Source organism: Candidatus Arthromitus sp. SFB-turkey, from assembly GCF_001655775.1.
Taxonomy (GTDB): Bacteria; Bacillota; Clostridia; order Clostridiales; family Clostridiaceae; genus Dwaynesavagella; species Dwaynesavagella gallinarum.
This window is the reverse complement of the sequence record NZ_LXFF01000016.1, coordinates 13,178-30,541: the sequence shown is the minus strand read 5'-3', so window position 1 is coordinate 30,541 and position 17,364 is coordinate 13,178. Positions and strand designations below refer to the sequence as shown.

General features: G+C 24.7%; 18 protein-coding genes. 6 read left to right on the top strand and 12 right to left on the bottom strand.

Annotated features, from left to right (window positions below; genetic code table 11):
• The first annotated feature begins 47 nt into the window (after positions 1-47).
• Positions 48-1,193, top strand: a complete 1,146-nt coding sequence (locus tag A6P36_RS02805; protein WP_066760792.1) for a pyridoxal-phosphate-dependent aminotransferase family protein — start codon at positions 48-50, stop codon at positions 1,191-1,193.
• Positions 1,194-1,215: 22 nt separating this feature from the next.
• Here the strand turns inward: A6P36_RS02805 and A6P36_RS02800 are convergent, their stop codons facing one another.
• The 3 genes from A6P36_RS02800 to A6P36_RS02790 all read right to left on the bottom strand — a co-directional run bounded on the left by A6P36_RS02800 (position 1,216) and on the right by A6P36_RS02790 (position 5,567).
• Positions 1,216-3,564 (bottom strand): GH36-type glycosyl hydrolase domain-containing protein, encoded by a 2,349-nt coding sequence (locus tag A6P36_RS02800; RefSeq protein WP_066760785.1) that lies wholly within the window; start codon positions 3,562-3,564, stop codon positions 1,216-1,218.
• 119 nt (positions 3,565-3,683) lie between these two features.
• Entirely contained in the window at positions 3,684-4,724 is a 1,041-nt protein-coding gene (locus tag A6P36_RS02795; protein ID WP_066760783.1) for a hypothetical protein, read from the bottom strand.
• Between the two features lie 9 nt (positions 4,725-4,733).
• Positions 4,734-5,567, bottom strand: a complete 834-nt coding sequence (locus tag A6P36_RS02790; protein ID WP_066760781.1) for a mechanosensitive ion channel family protein — start codon at positions 5,565-5,567, stop codon at positions 4,734-4,736.
• 367 nt (positions 5,568-5,934) lie between these two features.
• On the opposite strand from A6P36_RS02790, the gene A6P36_RS02785 reads away from it, so the two are divergent.
• Positions 5,935-8,859, top strand: coding sequence for a hypothetical protein (locus tag A6P36_RS02785; protein WP_066760780.1), 2,925 nt, complete (start codon positions 5,935-5,937; stop codon positions 8,857-8,859).
• A 41-nt stretch (positions 8,860-8,900) separates the two neighbouring features.
• A complete protein-coding gene (locus tag A6P36_RS02780) occupies positions 8,901-9,302 on the top strand; it encodes a hypothetical protein (protein WP_066760778.1) in 402 nt (133 codons plus the stop codon).
• Positions 9,303-9,329: 27 nt separating this feature from the next.
• Here the strand turns inward: A6P36_RS02780 and argS are convergent, their stop codons facing one another.
• A complete protein-coding gene (gene argS, locus A6P36_RS02775) occupies positions 9,330-11,024 on the bottom strand; it encodes an arginine--tRNA ligase (RefSeq protein WP_066760776.1) in 1,695 nt (564 codons plus the stop codon).
• Positions 11,025-11,026: 2 nt separating this feature from the next.
• On the bottom strand, positions 11,027-11,671 hold the full coding sequence (gene trmB / locus A6P36_RS02770; protein ID WP_066760774.1) for a tRNA (guanosine(46)-N7)-methyltransferase TrmB: 645 nt from the start codon (positions 11,669-11,671) through the stop codon (positions 11,027-11,029).
• 147 nt (positions 11,672-11,818) lie between these two features.
• Between trmB and A6P36_RS02765 the strand changes: the two genes are divergently transcribed.
• On the top strand, positions 11,819-12,589 hold the full coding sequence (locus tag A6P36_RS02765; protein WP_066760772.1) for a biotin--[acetyl-CoA-carboxylase] ligase: 771 nt from the start codon (positions 11,819-11,821) through the stop codon (positions 12,587-12,589).
• 23 nt (positions 12,590-12,612) lie between these two features.
• Here A6P36_RS02765 and A6P36_RS02760 read toward each other — a convergent pair whose 3' ends face one another.
• The 7 genes from A6P36_RS02760 to A6P36_RS02735 form a co-directional block, all read right to left on the bottom strand.
• Entirely contained in the window at positions 12,613-12,975 is a 363-nt protein-coding gene (locus A6P36_RS02760) for a hypothetical protein (protein ID WP_066760767.1), read from the bottom strand.
• A complete protein-coding gene (locus A6P36_RS02755) occupies positions 12,975-13,181 on the bottom strand; it encodes a hypothetical protein (protein WP_066760765.1) in 207 nt (68 codons plus the stop codon). Before A6P36_RS02755 ends, A6P36_RS02760 begins: the two co-directional genes overlap by 1 nt.
• A gap of 147 nt (positions 13,182-13,328) precedes the next feature.
• Positions 13,329-13,469, bottom strand: coding sequence for a hypothetical protein (locus A6P36_RS08060; RefSeq protein ID WP_156507963.1), 141 nt, complete (start codon positions 13,467-13,469; stop codon positions 13,329-13,331).
• Positions 13,470-13,558: 89 nt separating this feature from the next.
• Positions 13,559-13,969: a peptidylprolyl isomerase gene (locus A6P36_RS02750; RefSeq protein ID WP_066760763.1), complete on the bottom strand. Its 411-nt coding sequence runs from the start codon at positions 13,967-13,969 to the stop codon at positions 13,559-13,561.
• 20 nt (positions 13,970-13,989) lie between these two features.
• Positions 13,990-14,655 (bottom strand): hypothetical protein, encoded by a 666-nt coding sequence (locus A6P36_RS02745; RefSeq protein ID WP_066760762.1) that lies wholly within the window; start codon positions 14,653-14,655, stop codon positions 13,990-13,992.
• A 23-nt stretch (positions 14,656-14,678) separates the two neighbouring features.
• Positions 14,679-15,017: a hypothetical protein gene (locus A6P36_RS02740; protein WP_066760761.1), complete on the bottom strand. Its 339-nt coding sequence runs from the start codon at positions 15,015-15,017 to the stop codon at positions 14,679-14,681.
• 135 nt (positions 15,018-15,152) lie between these two features.
• On the bottom strand, positions 15,153-15,695 hold the full coding sequence (locus A6P36_RS02735; protein ID WP_066760760.1) for a hypothetical protein: 543 nt from the start codon (positions 15,693-15,695) through the stop codon (positions 15,153-15,155).
• A 154-nt stretch (positions 15,696-15,849) separates the two neighbouring features.
• On the opposite strand from A6P36_RS02735, the gene A6P36_RS02730 reads away from it, so the two are divergent.
• Positions 15,850-16,743: an arginase gene (locus A6P36_RS02730; RefSeq protein WP_066760755.1), complete on the top strand. Its 894-nt coding sequence runs from the start codon at positions 15,850-15,852 to the stop codon at positions 16,741-16,743.
• A complete protein-coding gene (locus A6P36_RS02725) occupies positions 16,743-17,357 on the top strand; it encodes a 3'-5' exonuclease (protein ID WP_066760753.1) in 615 nt (204 codons plus the stop codon). Before A6P36_RS02730 ends, A6P36_RS02725 begins: the two co-directional genes overlap by 1 nt.
• Positions 17,358-17,364 lie beyond the last annotated feature (7 nt).

Genomic DNA, 17,364 nt, shown 5'->3' with positions numbered 1-17,364 from the left:
AATTTTCTATTAATTGTGTTAATTTGTTTAATGAAAGGATGTTACTGATGAATTTTACTTACTCACCTGGACCAACTAATACATCAAATAATGTAATGCTTGCAAGAGCAAAGAATTTTACAAACCCAGATTTAGATCCAAATTTTTTCGAACAATACAAATCCATTTGTGAAAACTTACAAAAAATATTCAAAACTAAAAACCATATAATAATATTATCTGGAGAAGGTATAATCGGACTTGAAGCTTGTTGTGCATGCCTTACTGAAAAAAATGATAATGTTTTAGTAATAAGTAATGGAGTATTTGGAAAAGGATTCAAAGATTTAGTTGAACTATATGATGGAAATGTTACTTTATTTGAATCTCCTAATAATGCTCCATTTTCTATGGAAGATTTTAAAACTTTTCTACAATCAAATAATAATTTCAAATACGCAACTTTAGTTCATTGTGATACTCCCTCATCAATGTTAAATCCAATACATGAAATATGTACATTATTAAAAAGCTATAATATTTTAACAGTTGTAGACATGGTTGCTTCTTTAGGTGGAAGTCCTGTTAATGTTGATGATTCTAAAATTGATATTGCACTTTGCGCATCACAAAAATGTTTTTCTACTCCTCCAGGACTCACATTTTTAAGTATATCTAAAGATGCAATAAACACCATAGAAAATAGAAAATCAAAAATTCCAACTTACTACATGAATTTTTTAAATTATTTATCTTATTATGAAAAAAAATGGTTCCCATACACAATGCCTATATCTGATTTAAATGGACTAGAAACTTCCATTAACAATATCTTAAATGAAGGACTTGAAAATGTATTAATGCGTCATAAAAAAATTTCAACCTCATTATTAAAAGCTCTAAAAGAAAATAATATACAATCATTTTTACCTGAATCGTGTTCATCTGAAACTGTTTCTACAATACTTCTTGAAGAAAATATAAAAACATCAGACATATTAACTTACGTGAAAGAAAAATACAACATACTTTTAAGTGGATCATTTGATTTTTTAAAAGACAAGGTTATAAGAATTGGACATATGGGAGAAAATGCACGATATGAAAAAATAATCACTGTATTATCAGCGCTTGAAAGTGCATTTTCATATTTTTACAAAAGAGAAATCAATTTGGTAAAAAGTTTTAATAAATATTATAATGAAACAAAATAAGGATGAAAAAATTTTTTCATCCTTATTTTATTACAACTTTAACATTATAAACTCTACCACTTTCAACATTTGTAATTAAATTTCCTTCTATTTTATACCCATCTACAAATATTTCTAAGTTTCTTCCATTATTATTTTCAAATTTTATGTTAAATCTTGCATTTCTATATTTTCTAGATATTGAAAATTTCTTCCATAAACTAAAAGGTTTTGGATCTATTAAAAGGCCTTTTAAAGTTCCTCTAACACCTATAATAAAATTTGTGATTATTCTATGAAACCAAACACTAGACCCTGTGTTAAAACTCCAATTTCCCATACCAAAATTTTTTGAATAATCTCCATCAACACTTGACGGCATAACATAAGGTTCAATTTTATATAAATCTATTTCTTTAGATTTATTAGGAGGTAAAATATTATGTATTATTTCTTTAGCTATATCAATTTTATTAACCATTATAAATGCTAAAATTCCCCACATACAAGAATGATAATAAATCGATCCATTTTCTCTAGTTCCTTCTGCATATCTAGTTATATATCCTATTTTTTTATTTGTTTTAGAATATGGTGGTGTCAATATCTTTAATCCATACTTTGTATTTAAATGTTTATAAACTTCATCCATAACCTTAATTTTATTTTCATCATCTATAATGCCACTTATAATAGCAAAAGCTTGTGGAAGTAAAAAAATTTTACCATATTCACAATCAACACTACCAAGAGTAATATCATCAGAAACCCCTCTTAAATACCAAGATTTATAAAAACCAAAATTATTTACTCCATTTTTAATTATCCTCATATAATTTTCAATCTTTTTAAGAAAGTCATAATCATTTTTTATTTCACAAATTTCTATAAATTCTTTCAAAACTAAATATAAAAACTCACTTACAAAAATACTTTCTCCATTAAAATTACTTATAGCATCATTCCAATCATGGTTTAACATAAAAGATAAACCTCTAGAACTTATATTTCCTAAAGAATATTCAATAGAATTTTTCAAATGAAAATATAATTCTTCTTCCTCATTAAAATCAATATATTTTACTTTACAATCTAAAATATCAATATCATTACTTTCTTTAATGTAAATTAAAGAAATATAAACAAGCCATAAATTATCATCACTTGAATTAGTCTCAATAAAAAATTTTGACTCATCTAAAAAAAAGTGTACAACTTTTCCATTTTTAAATTGCATAGAAGCTTGATATAATATTTGATTTCTTATTATATCCTCTTTACTAGTTAAAAATATTAATGAATCTTGAAGATGGTCTCTATATCCAATCCCCTTATTATTTTGATAATAAGAAGCTTTTGAAAAAAATCTACACATTATAGTTTGGTATTTACACCAAATATTTGTCATAAAATTAATTCCAATATCTGGAGTATTAATTTTTTCATCATCAATAAACTCTCTTACAAAATTTTTAAATCTTATAAACTCCTCATCTACATTAGAAATATTTTTATACTTATTTGAAATATTTAAAACTTCATCATAACTCTCACATATCCCCATATGAAAACTAAAATTTTTGCTTTCATAAGAATTTAATTCAATACGATTATGAATACAAGAAATAGCATCTAAATTTTTACCAACAGTATTTGATAACAATATATTTTTTAAAGATTCTGGATTTTTAAATGAATTATACATTCCAATAAACTTTTCTCTTGAAGTTTCATAAGAAATAATTTTCTCAGTTGAACCCATAAAAAACAAATATTTATATTCTCTATTGTTACAGTTTCCATTTTTATCAATTACACTCCAAAAACTTTTCTTTCCAATAAGAACATTTAAATTTTCATCAAAATCTGTTTCCATAAAAAGCTTATCAAACTCTCTATTTTCTTCTGGAAAATTTGAAAGATACAATTCAGCACAAAAAAATACACTTAATCTTCTAAACCTTTTAGATTTATTTTTAAGAATTATATAAAAAAATTCCATTTTATCATCTTTGGATAAAAATACTTTCAAATTAGATTCGATTTCATTATAAGTATGTATAAATATAGAATATCCAAGGCCATGAATGACTTTATAATCATCTCCACATTTTTCAGTTGGTTTATAAGTAGTACCCCAAATTTCACCTGTATCATCATCCCGTATATAAATATATTTTCCAAAATCATCCTTGACTGAATCTTGTACAAAACGAGTAATTCTATTTTCAATAGAATTTTTCCCCCAAGAATATCCTCCACCAGTTTGAGTTATTAAAATTGAATAATTTCCATTACTTATAACATTACTCCAAGGTTTAGGCGTCTTAGGATTTGTAATTACATATTCATATCCATCATCTGAAAAGTAACCATACTTACATAAAAACATATAAACATGCACTTCCATTTCAAAGTGTTTTATTTATCTTGTGTAAATATTTATAATTACATACTAATTTTCTAATTTAAAATAAAAAAAAAAAGTAAAAGCATTCGCTTTTACAATTTTTAAAAATCATAAACAATGATTCCAGAAACAACACTATCACTATCAATAGATAATTTGATTCTTTTATATAAACTAAAATCGTCAGCATCATAAATATCAAGATATTTATCTGATAAAATGAAAATTTTATCGTCAATTATATCAAACAATCTTACATTATAATCTAAAGTTTTTTTCTGGCTTTTCAAAGAATTTTTATCAATAATAATTATTGCATCCTTTAAAATATCTTCTTCATCACCTTTAATAGTTACATACATTTTATCATTATAAACAAGTATCTTATCTAAATTTTTACTATTAACATTTATATAAGTAAATTTTTGCGTTTCAATATTATAAATACCAATTTTACCCGAACCACTATTTGAAGATACATCATAATTAGTAAAATATATCTTACCATTATCATAAAAAATATCATTTTGATAAAGGCCAAAATGTGTTATATCAAAATTTTTAATTAATTCTAAAGTCTCTTTATCTAGAATATTTAAAAAAGATCTTTCTTTCCCTCTACGACTAAACAAATAAATTTTCGACTCATCAACATAAAATTTATTAACTATGTAATCATCTAATTTGACTGTATCTATTATTCTACCTCTATCTTTATCATACCTACTTAATTTATTTATAGAATGTGTTATGTATATATAATCATCATCATTAAAAATTTTATAAATATCTTCTAAATTCAAATCAATCTTTGAATATCTATTTGTAAATTTATCAACTTCTATTAAATAATTTTTCCCATTACGAGATAATATGTTACTTGATTTAACATAGAAATTATCTTCATCTGAAGGTATAAAATCATCTAAATATCCCATACCTTCAATAGAAAACTTTATTTTATTTGTCTCTTTCCCATCTTCATTATATTGATTTATAAAAGATACCTTTTTTGTTTTGTTAAAAGATATAACTCCAACATAGTAACCTGAATTAAAATTACTAACATGAGAAGATTCACAAGATAATAAAGACAAAAATATTGCTACAATAAATATTAATTTATATATAGCATAACGCATCTTTACCTCCTAATTTCTTAAAATAGAATGTCTAGTTACTGGTAAAACTATATTTTTATCTAGAAGTTCATCCATTATTACCATTCTTAATTCATTTTCTATTTTCCAATGACTAAGTGGTTTTGCGTATCCAACAACTCTATAGGTTGTACTAATTTCATTTATAGAAACAATTCCATAAATATATGGTTTTACAGTTATATCTGAATGTGAAAATTTTTCTAGTGCAACATTTATAATCTTAAAAATATCATCAGACTTTTGAGTTGAATCAACCTGAATATCAACCAAAACTCTCGAATCTTTTCTTGAATGATTAGTAACTTGATTTATAAATCCATTAGGAATTATGTGATAATCACCATTAAAATCTCTCAATTTTGTAATTCTCGCTTGAACACTATCCACAATTCCAGAAAAATTATCACTCCCCTTATTTATTGTGATATAATCTCCAACCGTAAATTGATTTTCAAACGTAATAAAAATTCCATTAAATAAATCTTTTATAACACTTTGAGATGCAAATCCAAGAGCTACCCCAATAATACTTGTAATTGTTACTCCCACAGTGCCAACAAAATTTTGAATAAACAACAAAACAACAACCGTTATAAACGAATACTTAATAATACTTAAAATCAAAGATTCTATAGTATTTGCATGACCTTTTTCAAGTCTCGCATTAAAAACTTTTTTACTAAACATGCTTTTAAAAATTTTACAACTAATTTTATAAATGATATATATAATCACTAAACTTGTAACTGAGTCTAAAACCTTTGATCCAAATTTTAAAAAATGCGAAACTAATACATTAACCAAATCCTTTAATGAAATCATTAAAAATCCTTTCTAAAAACTAAAATAAAATTAAACATATAAAAACAAAATGGAAACTAAAAAGAAATGCTCTATAAAACACATTAGAAATGAAAATCAAATAATTATAAAAATACATCAATTATAAAAACAACATAACACTAAAGAAATAAAAATTTTATCCGAATTTATAAAACTACATGCAAATATATCTTTTGAATTATAGCACACATACTTAATAAAATCTACATAAAAAAAATTTTTTAATAATTCTATATTGAGTTTAAATTTATTTCATTGTATTATTAACATAATATTAATAATATTTTTATTTTTTTCTCTTTTGGAACAAATTTTAGTTTTTATATAAATTCGGAGGAACTTATTAATGAATAAGATGAAAATAATATCTTCTGTATCCTTAGGTGTAACTGCTTCAGCATTATTTTTATCAACTGGTGGGGCTGAAACTCCTAAAGCATTATCAAGCACTATATACCCTTTAACAAATGAAACTTATGATATTAGTTACAAAGATAAAGTTATAACTTTAAAGTTTAAAGATACTTCTGTGCATAACAGTACTAGTAGTATAAAACTTTTTAATTCCTTAACAGACAAATCATATACTTTTACTAAAAACTCTTCAGATTTTAAACTCTATTTAAATGAAAATTTAACAGATGGTATATACTCACTAATTTTTAATGATAAAATTTCAGGTTCCTCACCATCAAAAGAATTACATTCTCCTGTATATATTGATTTTCCTGAGCTATCAAATCAAGATGTCTATGTCACTTCACTAAATCCTATAATATCTCTTACAAATTTAAACGGTATATACAAATTAAATGCTCGTTTTACTCTACTAAATATACAAGACACTATATCAAGCGCTAGAATTCTAGATGAAAACAATAGACAAATCGGATCTCTTGAAAATATTACTAATCCTAGAAATTTTATATTTAATCTAGGTTCATCTCCATTATCACTAGGTAAAGTTTATTATATAGAATACACCTTAACAAATTCTGAAAATCAAAATAAAACTATAAAAATTCCATTTACTTACACAACAAATTCCATTCAAATAAATTCAGCTTCTACAAATAATTTTACCTATACATCAACTAAAAATTCTGACAATACACTTAACCTAACTTTAAACTTTGGAAATATAAACACAAGTAACATTGACTTTTTTAATGCAGATAATTTAGGATTTAGATTTGTTCCAACTTATGATAATAATGGAAATGTAATTTTAAATAATATTACTGCTGATACAATTATTCGAGTTGAAATAAAAAATAATACTGGTACTCAAATTTTAAATTTCAAAGTTCCAAGTACGGCTACAAATACAGAAACATCTATTCCTTTTATGAAATTTGTAAATGCTTCAAGCTTAGTTTTAAAACAAGGATCACAAATAACTGTTCCTATAATTGGTGATGATTTAACAAATGCGGGATTTAATACTCCAAATACTTATATAAAATTTGTTTATTACGATGATTTTGGAAATGAAATAGGAATTACTGATGAAAAAAGAATTTCTTCATCAACACTTCAAGCTCAACTTACAACAAATTCAAATGTTGGGAATTTATCAAATAATGCTCAAATTTATGTAAAAGTATATACTCCAACTAAATCGTTATTGTTTCCATTTACCGTTTCAAATTCATCAACATCATCTCAATCTCTTGCTTTTGATGTAATAAAAAACTCTTCTACTGATAATGAAGTTTCTTTAACCTTTAGACCAAATAACTCTCTTCTTCCTTCAAATGAAACTTTTTCTGATAGTGATTTGCTTATAATAAATGATTCAATTAGTGTTCCACTTTCAAATGATAAAAGAAGTTTCACAACTAATATTTCAAAAGATAAGCTTGTAAATGGAACAAATACCTACACATTTATAAAAAGTTCTTCTAACGGAAACACAATCTCTTTTACTGGAGAATTTTTAGTAAGTACATCATCATCAAATGTTGAACTAACTAACATTATACAAAGTTTAGTTCCAACAACTAATAATCAACAAGAATTAATTCTTAGATTAGATATAGTCGATAAATTTTTACAATCTAATTTACACACTTCAATTAAAATAACAGATGAACTCGGTACAAATATAACATCAACCTCATCTGTAAAACAAATTGGAAATAATAGAGTTGTAGAAATTTCTATAAAACCTCCTAGTCAATTATTATTTGGTAAAGTTTATAATATAGAAATCAATACAGGAACAAGAACTTTTAATACAAGTTTTATTTACAATAGAAACACTCTTTATAACCTTAATTTAGACTTACTGTTTAACAGTTTTTCTACTTTCACATTAAAAAATTTAAGTACTCTTCCTGGATATACTAACTATGATTTCAATTTAAAGATTTATGATTACTATGATAATAATGATGTTTTATATGAAAATTTTAGTCAGAATTTTTATGGAGAAAAATTCACGACAGACTCTATAACTAGAGATCTTAAGACAGGAAAAAAATTCATAGATGGGAACAGATATGTTGTTGAACTTAGAAATACTACAACAGGAGATGTTTATAAACAAACCATTACATTTAGAGAAAGTAATATTATTAATCAAGGTGGTTCAAATTCAGCACAAATAAATGTTTCTTCAAGCTCTTTAACATACGCAAGTGATTCTATTAATTTCACATACTCAGCACCTCAAAATAAAACAATAACTAATGTTACTTGTAGTATTCCTGAGATAAAGGCATCATATTCAAATGGAAGAATATATCTTAGCGGACTTGTACCTAGCAAACTTTATAGAAATTTATATTTAACAGTTACATTTTCAGATGGTACTTCTCAAAATATAAAATTAGATGATTTTACATCTCAGGTATCTAATGACCCACTAAAAAATTATTTAGCAAGAGTTTATATCTCAACTTTAACTCCCGTTAATGAAACTGATAGATACAAAATACGATACGCTGATGAATCTGGATTTAATTATTGGTACGATTCACTTCGTAGCCAGCGAATAAGTGGACCTGAATTTATATATAGAATTTTAGATGCACATGAATTTAATTCTGTTCATCTTACAGCTCAAGATAAAATTCGTGCTTTATACCCAATAATTGTAAATAGAACAGGAGATTTAAACGGTGTTAACTTTTGGATTAATGAGTTTAACACAACACTTCAATCTGTAAATAGTCAAGATGTTGCATTAAGAATAATATTAGCTAAAATGTTAAATGAAGAAGAACCAAAACAATTATTTAGAAGTTTAGGTATAAGAGTTGAATAAAAAAACCACCCTACAATAAAACAAGTTTGTGGGGTGGTTTTTTGTTAATACGAATTTTAATCTCATCACTAATAATTTTCTCTAGTTTATTTACTAACTCTAAAATATGTAATTCAAAACAAGATTATCTCAATTATGAATGTAATAGAAATATAAAGTCTATTTATCTACAAAATATGTTTGTATTTGGTAATAATCAAATTGCTTTTTTACTTCCATCAAATTATCAATTTAAATATCTTCATCCATTCTCACTTGTTTCCCCATCTGGAAAACAATTAATAAATATCGTGCCTCAATTCATAGACATTTTACAACCAATAATAAGAATTAATTTAAGATATCCACTTGAAGAAAAAGGAACTTATCAAATTACATTTACTGGAGTTGAAAAAGAAACAAATCAAGAAATAGATATATTAGGACAATTTAATTATAGATAAAAAAGAGAATACTTAATGTATTCTCTTTTACATTTCATCAACAGTTTCAATTCCAATTAAATACAAAGCATTTTTTATAACTATAGTTGTAGCATAAACTAAAATAAGTCTTGCAATTTTTAAATTCTCATCATTTAAATTCAAAATATTGTTTGAATTATAAAATTTATTAAAATTCTTAGAAACTTCTATAACATATCGAGTTATTATTGATGGCTCTAAAAATTTAATTGAAGATTTTATTTGATTATTAAAATCTCCTAAAACTCTTATTAAAGAAATTTCATTAGTATCTACTAATAATTCCAAGTATTTTAAAAATTCTAGATTTTCTATATCTACACCGCTTTTTCTTAAAATAGATTTCGCTCTAGCAAAAGTATATTGTACATATGGACCAGTTTCTCCCTCAAAAGAAAGAACCTCATCAAAATCAAAAATTATATCTCTTTCTCTATTCATTTTTAAATAATTAAAAACAATAGCTCCAATACCAACTTTTTGAGAAACTTCCTCTTTATTTTTAAGATTAGGATTCTTTTCATCTATAACAGTTTTTATTTTCTCTATAGACATATTTAAAAGTTCCTCTAAAAGTATAACTTCTCCTTTTCTTGAAGAAAGCTTTTTATCTTTAAACTTAACTAATCCAAATCCAACATGCACACAATCTTTCGCCCAATCATTTCCCATTAATTCTAAAGTTTTAAAAACTTGCTTAAAATGAAGAGCTTGAGGATTTCCAACAACATATATATTTTTATAAAAATCATATTTCTTCTTTCTATATATTGCTGCTGTAATATCTCTTGTTGCATAAATAGTAGCTCCATCAGCTTTTTTTATAATACATGGTGGCATATTATAATCATCAAGTTTAACAACACGAGCTCCTAAGGATTCAACTAACAATCCCTTAGAATCAATTTCATTTACAACATCTTCGATTTTATCTGAAAAAAATGCTTCTCCATCATAAGAATCAAATTTAACTCCAAGAACTTTATATAATTTCTCAAACTCACATAAACTTAAATCTCTAAATTTTTTCCAGAGATTTCTACATTCTTCATCGCCTTCTTCAAGCATTTTAAAATATTTTCTTCCCTCATCTTCAAGAGATGGGTCTTTATCCACTTCATCATGAAATTTAACATATATCCTAAACAATTCTGAAATTGGATTTTTTTCAAGTTCATCCAAATTAACCCATCTTTTATAAGCATAAATCAACTTTCCAAACTGAGTTCCCCAATCTCCTAAATAATTAATACCTACTACATTGTAACCTTGAGATTTATGTATTCTATACAAAGCATTTCCAACAACTGTTGTAAATAAATGTCCTATGTGAAATGGTTTTGCAATGTTCGGAGATGAATATTCAACAATTATGGTTTTATTCTCTCCATAATTTGAATATCCATATTGGCTCTTCCCTTTCAAAACTTTAAATAATATATCTCTCGAAAATTTAGACTTATCAATAAAAAAATTCAAATATGCTCCAACAACTTCAATCTTTGAAATACTTTCATGAGATAATTTAGATTTTAAATCTTCCGCAATAGATTGTGGTGACTTTCTTAATTCTTTTGCAAGTTTAAAACATGGAAAAGCAAAATCACCCATATTGCTATCAGGAGGTATTTCAATTGAATCATAAACATTTATATTTAAAACTTCTTCTATAAGATCACTAATTAATTTTTTATAATCCATCTTTATTTTTTCCTTTCGTTAAATTTTGCAGTTAAATACATTATCTTCATTCCCTTATTTAAAAACTTCTCTTCATATTCAGTCATTATATTTTCAATCTCTTCATTATGTAAATCCATTGTTTTATATAAAATATCAAAACCATTTTCGTTCAAATATTCAATTGAATCTAAAAAAAATAATTCATGATCTGTTTTTAACATTATTTTTGAATTAGAATTAATAATCTCTAAATATTTATTTAAAAATCTAGGATGAGTTAATCTTCTTTTGTTGTGTTTTGTTTTTGGCCATGGAGTTGAAAAATTTAAATAAATATCTGAAACTTCACCTTTTTCAAAAATTTCATTTATGTAATTAATATCAAAAGAAAGTATTCTAACATTTTCAAGATTAAGTTCTTCACATTTTCTTTTTACATAAACTAAAACTTCATCTTTTAAATCTATAGCTATAAAGTTTTTATCTTTATTTTTCTGAGCAATATTTGAAATAAACCTTCCTTTTCCGCAACCTAGCTCTAAACAAATTTCATTATTATTATTGAAAACTTTATTCCAAGATCCTTTAAATTCTCTAGGATTCTCTATAAATAATTCACTTTGCAAAAGTTCTGGACGAGCCCACGGTTTTCTCCTTAATCTCATTTTTCTACCTCAACTAATAAAATTAATTTAGCTAATCATGTCATACAAATTCATATTTTATCACATAATGTATAATTTTTACACGATTTGAAATAATTTTTGAAATAATTTATAATACTTTTAATTTTATCAACAAGGAGAAATTAAATGAATTTAATTAATGCTTTTGACGCACCTATCTATGAATTTGAAACAATAGATTCTACAAACAAATATGCAAAAAATCTCTGTAACACAAATCCTAAAACTGGAACAATAATAATTTCAAATGAACAAACAAACGGACGTGGTAGATTCGGAAATTCGTGGGAATCTTCTAAAAACAATGGACTTTATTATTCAATCATTTTTAGAAAAGAATTTGAAAATTTAAAATATGAGACCTTAACACTTTTTATATGCTTAGGTATAACAAAACTTTTAGAAGATTATTCAATATCTTCAAATATAAAATGGCCTAATGATATTTTAATAAATCACAAAAAAGTATGTGGAATTTTATGTGAATCAATATCAAATACATATGGGGAATTCATAATTGCAGGAATTGGAATAAATCTCTATCACAATGAAAATGATTTTCCTAATGAACTAAGAAAAAAAGCCACAAGTTTAAAACTAAATACACCAAAAATTATAATTAAAAATTATTTTATAAATAGTTTGACAAATTATTTATTTAAATATTACAACTACTTTCTTTCAAATAATTTTGAAAATTTTTTACATGAATATACAGATAAATCTTATCTTCTAAACAAAAAAATATATATAAAACTAAATGAAAATGAAATTAATGGAACCGTTTATGGATTTAATAATTTTGGACATCTTCTTTTAAAAACGGATAATGAAATCATATCAATTAATTCTGGAGAAATTTCTCTTAAAAATGTTTATAAAAATAGTGGTCACTAAAAATAAAGTGACCACTTAAAATTTTAGAAATATATGTGATTAATCATAAGTAACAAAACAACTATTGATAAAATTCTATGAATTGTTAAAAATATTTTTTTACGTGTAGCACGAATTAAAAATCCTACAATAGCTGTAATTATTATACCTATTAAAATTAAAGTTCCTGAATTAAACCTAAACAATGTACCTATTACATATGCATGTGCAATCGCGACAACAATCATAAATATTCCTAAATATTTATGATACTTTGTAAGTAATGAATTTATTTTCATTAATTGTTTGTTTTTAAGCTTTTTATTCAAAGTTTTAAGGGGTGCTTTTATTACTAAAAGTACAAACACCCATACATTAAGCCAACCTAAAATTTGATAAAGTTCCATTAATTACCTGACCCATATATATCTTTATAAGTTCCAGATCTAAATTCTTCATGCATAAGATTTTTAAGTTCAGATTTTTCTTTAGCAGCTAGAATTTTTTCTTTAAGTTGCTCAACTCTTTCAAGTTTTCCCATTTCTATGTTTAATTTTTCTGTATTTGCCTCTTTCTCATATTTTTCTATATCAGTTTGAATTCCTGCAATCATTCCATCAATATATTCAAGTACACTTGCTCTAGCTTCATCTAAAGTTCCATCTTGCCAAGATTTATGTACTGAATCTGGAAAAGCAGCTCGTCCATCATATAAGTTTACATAAGAAGACTCATTATCTGAAGTCCCCTGTGAATTATCTTATGAAACACTTTGCGTCTGAGTAGTAGTATTATTATTACCACTTGTTGTATTTGACCCTGAAGATGTACATTGCATCAAAACAGCTACTGAAAATACTAAAGATGTAGTTCCAATTAAAATTTTCTTTAAATTTTTCATTTATCTTCACTCTCCTTCATAAAACATTATACAAAATTTAGATGATATTTACAATTATTATCATATAATAATTACTAGCTAATGTTTTTTTAAACGCTATCTTTGTGTCTTACTTGCATAGCTTTCCTTAATTCTTCTTTTGTTTCTGCTGACTTAACATTATCGAGTATTGTATTTAAACGTTTGATTTCATTTTCATATAATTTAATTTTACTTAAATTATTCTCTTTCTTAAAATCTTCCAATTTAATAATTGTAGACTCCATCATGTCATCTATGTACCCTAAAATAGAATTTTTAATTTCTTCCACAGATGCACTTTCCCAATAATCATTTATTTCCATACTCTGATTATCTTGCTCTTTGAAATTAAAATTATCAATATACTCTTCAGTCTTTATTGTTGCAATGTTTGTGCTTTTATTTGAATATCCAATACACAACGCTGAACATACTATAGCACCCACTACTGAACACATAATTAATTTTCCTTTTTTCATAACCCTACCTCCCTAAAATTTTAAGAAATCACATTATTATCCGCTAAATCCCTGAATTTATTGTCTTTCATAATCATAATTTGATCATTCAAACCTTTTTCAATTCTAAAATCAGGTCTATATCCATTTTCCTCAGGCTCTTCTGAAAAAACTAATAAAACACCTTTTTTATCTTGTTCATTTCCAAATATTTGTTTAAAAAGTCCCTCTAATTCCTCATTAAAAACTTTATCCAAATTATTTACAACAACTTCACAATGGTGAATATTTTCTCCATTTTGTTTATACTCTATTGATTCAAATATTTCATAAGATAAATCAATACCTTCATTATCTATTTGATGTTTCAGAGCTCTAAAAGTATCATCTCTCAAACTTTTTTTAAGCTCTATTTTTACAAAATCTCTATACTCTTTCTTTAAATCATTTCTAACTGTTTCCTTAAATTTATCATATAACTCTTTATACAATTCTTTTTCAACTTCCAATTTAATTTTTGATTTCATTTCTTTAAATATTTTATCTTTCTCTCTTTCAATGTTGTTGTTTATACCAACTATAGCAATTAAAAGAGATACTACAGATATAAACAAAAATTTTGACCATTCACTTTTTAAGAAACTTTTTTTGTCATTTTTCTTATCAATTTTTTTATCTTTTTTATCGTTTTTATTTTCATTAGACATTTAAGTTACCTCCAAAACATTTTTTATCTATCACTTTTAACTTTAGAAGCTGAAGATTCAATCCACTGTCTTCCTTCTCTAATCTCTTTTGTTAAATCAATTCTCAAATTATCCATTACTTCGTCCAAAAGTTCTGTTCTAAGTTCTTGTATAACCTCACTTTTTAAAGATTCTTTTAACTTTGACTTAACATTAGCTTCAACAACTTTTAAAATATCTTCCTTTACGTTCTCTCTATAATTTGTAAGCATATATCTTGAAGACTCAGCTTTAACAAAATTAATTATTGGAACTTGAATTATAGTTGAAAAAACCAATACAACTATAGGAATAAGTGCGTATTTAAATTTTAAGAATTTCATATAAAATTTTCCTTCCGTATCAATTTTTGTATATATATTTTGGTATATTTAGGTGTTTTTAATACATTTATAATTTTTAAATAATTAAAAAAAATATGAAGCTCTCATTAATAAAAAGCTTCATATTTTTAAAATTTATTTTGTTGTATATAATAAAACATCACTAAACATTTCATCACTAACATTTTTAATTATCTTTTCATGCCCATCATATTGAAATAATAAATCTATTTTTCCACTAGGATACTCTCTTCTATCAATGTTTCTTATACCTGAAAAATGAATTATCTCTTTTGAATTACCATCATCAGGAGTAAATATCACTGAATTTCTTGTAACTTCAAAACTTCCAAATACTTCTTCCCCGTGCAAATTATATTTTCCATAATATGTATTTTTAATATTAGATAAATCATCAAATCTATTATCACTTTCAAAATATTTACTTACTTCATTATTATTTTTATCAAAAGTTTGTACTTGAACCTCATTTTGCTCATCAATACTTGTTACAGCTTTATCTATTAAAGTTTTTTGACTTGTATTGTTTTTATTTACATTTAAACTAACTTTATCGTTTTCACTCTTAGAACAACTCATTAAAATAAACAATATTAAAATTATGCAAAATATTAAAATAGGTTTTGTTATTTGTAAATGATTCCTCTCTTTGTTCATTTTTTATTTTCTCCTTTCTTATGATAATAATTTTTGTTATAATTAGCTTATTTAAAATTAACTAAGTATAAAAATATGTATTATATTTCCAATATTTTTGTTATTTTATACTAATTTTTTTAATTTTAATAATTTTGGAGGACTTTTACCTGAAATGAAATTAGATATAATAAACATGGCTACATTTTACGGATGTGATAAAAAAGGCGTTGAATTGGCACCGAAGATGCTTATAGACAATGATCTTGAATCTATTCTTAAAAATTGTAATCATAAAATAAATAAAATTATAGACATAGAAATTGAACAAAATTTTGATGATAAATTTAAAGAAAATAAATATATAAAATATTTCGATAAAATAATTCCTTCAGTTACAGCTTTATCTGAACAAATTTGTAAAAGCTACTCTGAAAATAATTTTCCACTGGTTTTAGGTGGAGACCATTCCATTTCAATTGGATCTCTAGCTGGATTTTCAAATTTCTTTAAAAACACTGGCGTAATATGGATTGATGCTCATGGAGATTTAAATACACCTTCAACATCACCATCATGTAATGCTCACGGAATGCCTTTAGCTTGTTCTTTAGGTTATGGAGATGAAAAATTTCTATCTTTATTCAAAAATAAAATCGATCCTAGAAATGTATTTTTATTTGGGGTTCGCTCCCTTGATGATGGTGAAAAAGACTTTATAATAAAAAATGAAATGCACATATACGATACAAATTCTTTTAATTTATTAAATCCCGAATTAATGATTAATACTTTAAAAAAATATGTATCAAAAAATAAAATACATAACTTTCATTTATCCTTTGACATTGACGTATTTGACCCAGTATATGTTCCTGGTACTGGTACTCCTGTAAAAAATGGATTATATGTAGATGAAATAAAAAGCTTTTTAGATAAACTTTTATCAGCTATAAATATAGTTTCAATGGATTTTGTTGAATTTAATCCTCTACTTGATAAAGATAATCAAACTCTTAATCTTTGCCTTGAAATATTAGAATTTTTATTTAGGAGGATTAACAAATAATGAAACTTGTATTTTTAGATACAGAAACTAGTGATAGATCGCCTGGCCAAATATGTCAACTAACATACATAATTTATAACACAAATCCAGTTTCACCTGATGAAAAAGTACGAGCAAAAAATTTTTTCTTTTCAGTTGATTACATATCAGAAACTGCATACAACGTTCACGGTTTTGACGTAGAGACATTAAAAACTTTAAGTGGAAACTTAAAGTTTAAAGACATTTATAAACTTTTTAAAAAAGACTTGATGGAAAGTGATTTTATACTAGGACATAACATTAATTTTGATATTAGTTTTTTAAAAAAAGAATTTGAAAGAATAAATATAGAGTTTGAACCTAAAAATTTATTTTGTTCCATGAATTATTTTAAAAACATATTAAAACTAAAAAGTTCTATTGGAACTTTAAAATCACCAAAATTATCAGAACTTTTAACTTATCTTAAAATTTCTGAAGAAAACATATTGGATTCAACAAAGAAATTTTTTAATAGTGAAGACTCTTATTTTCATGATGCACGGTTTGACACAACAGCACTCTATCTAGCTATTGTAAAGTCCATAAAACTAAATTTAATAAGTAATGGATATTTCTCAAATAAATTATGATTTTAGG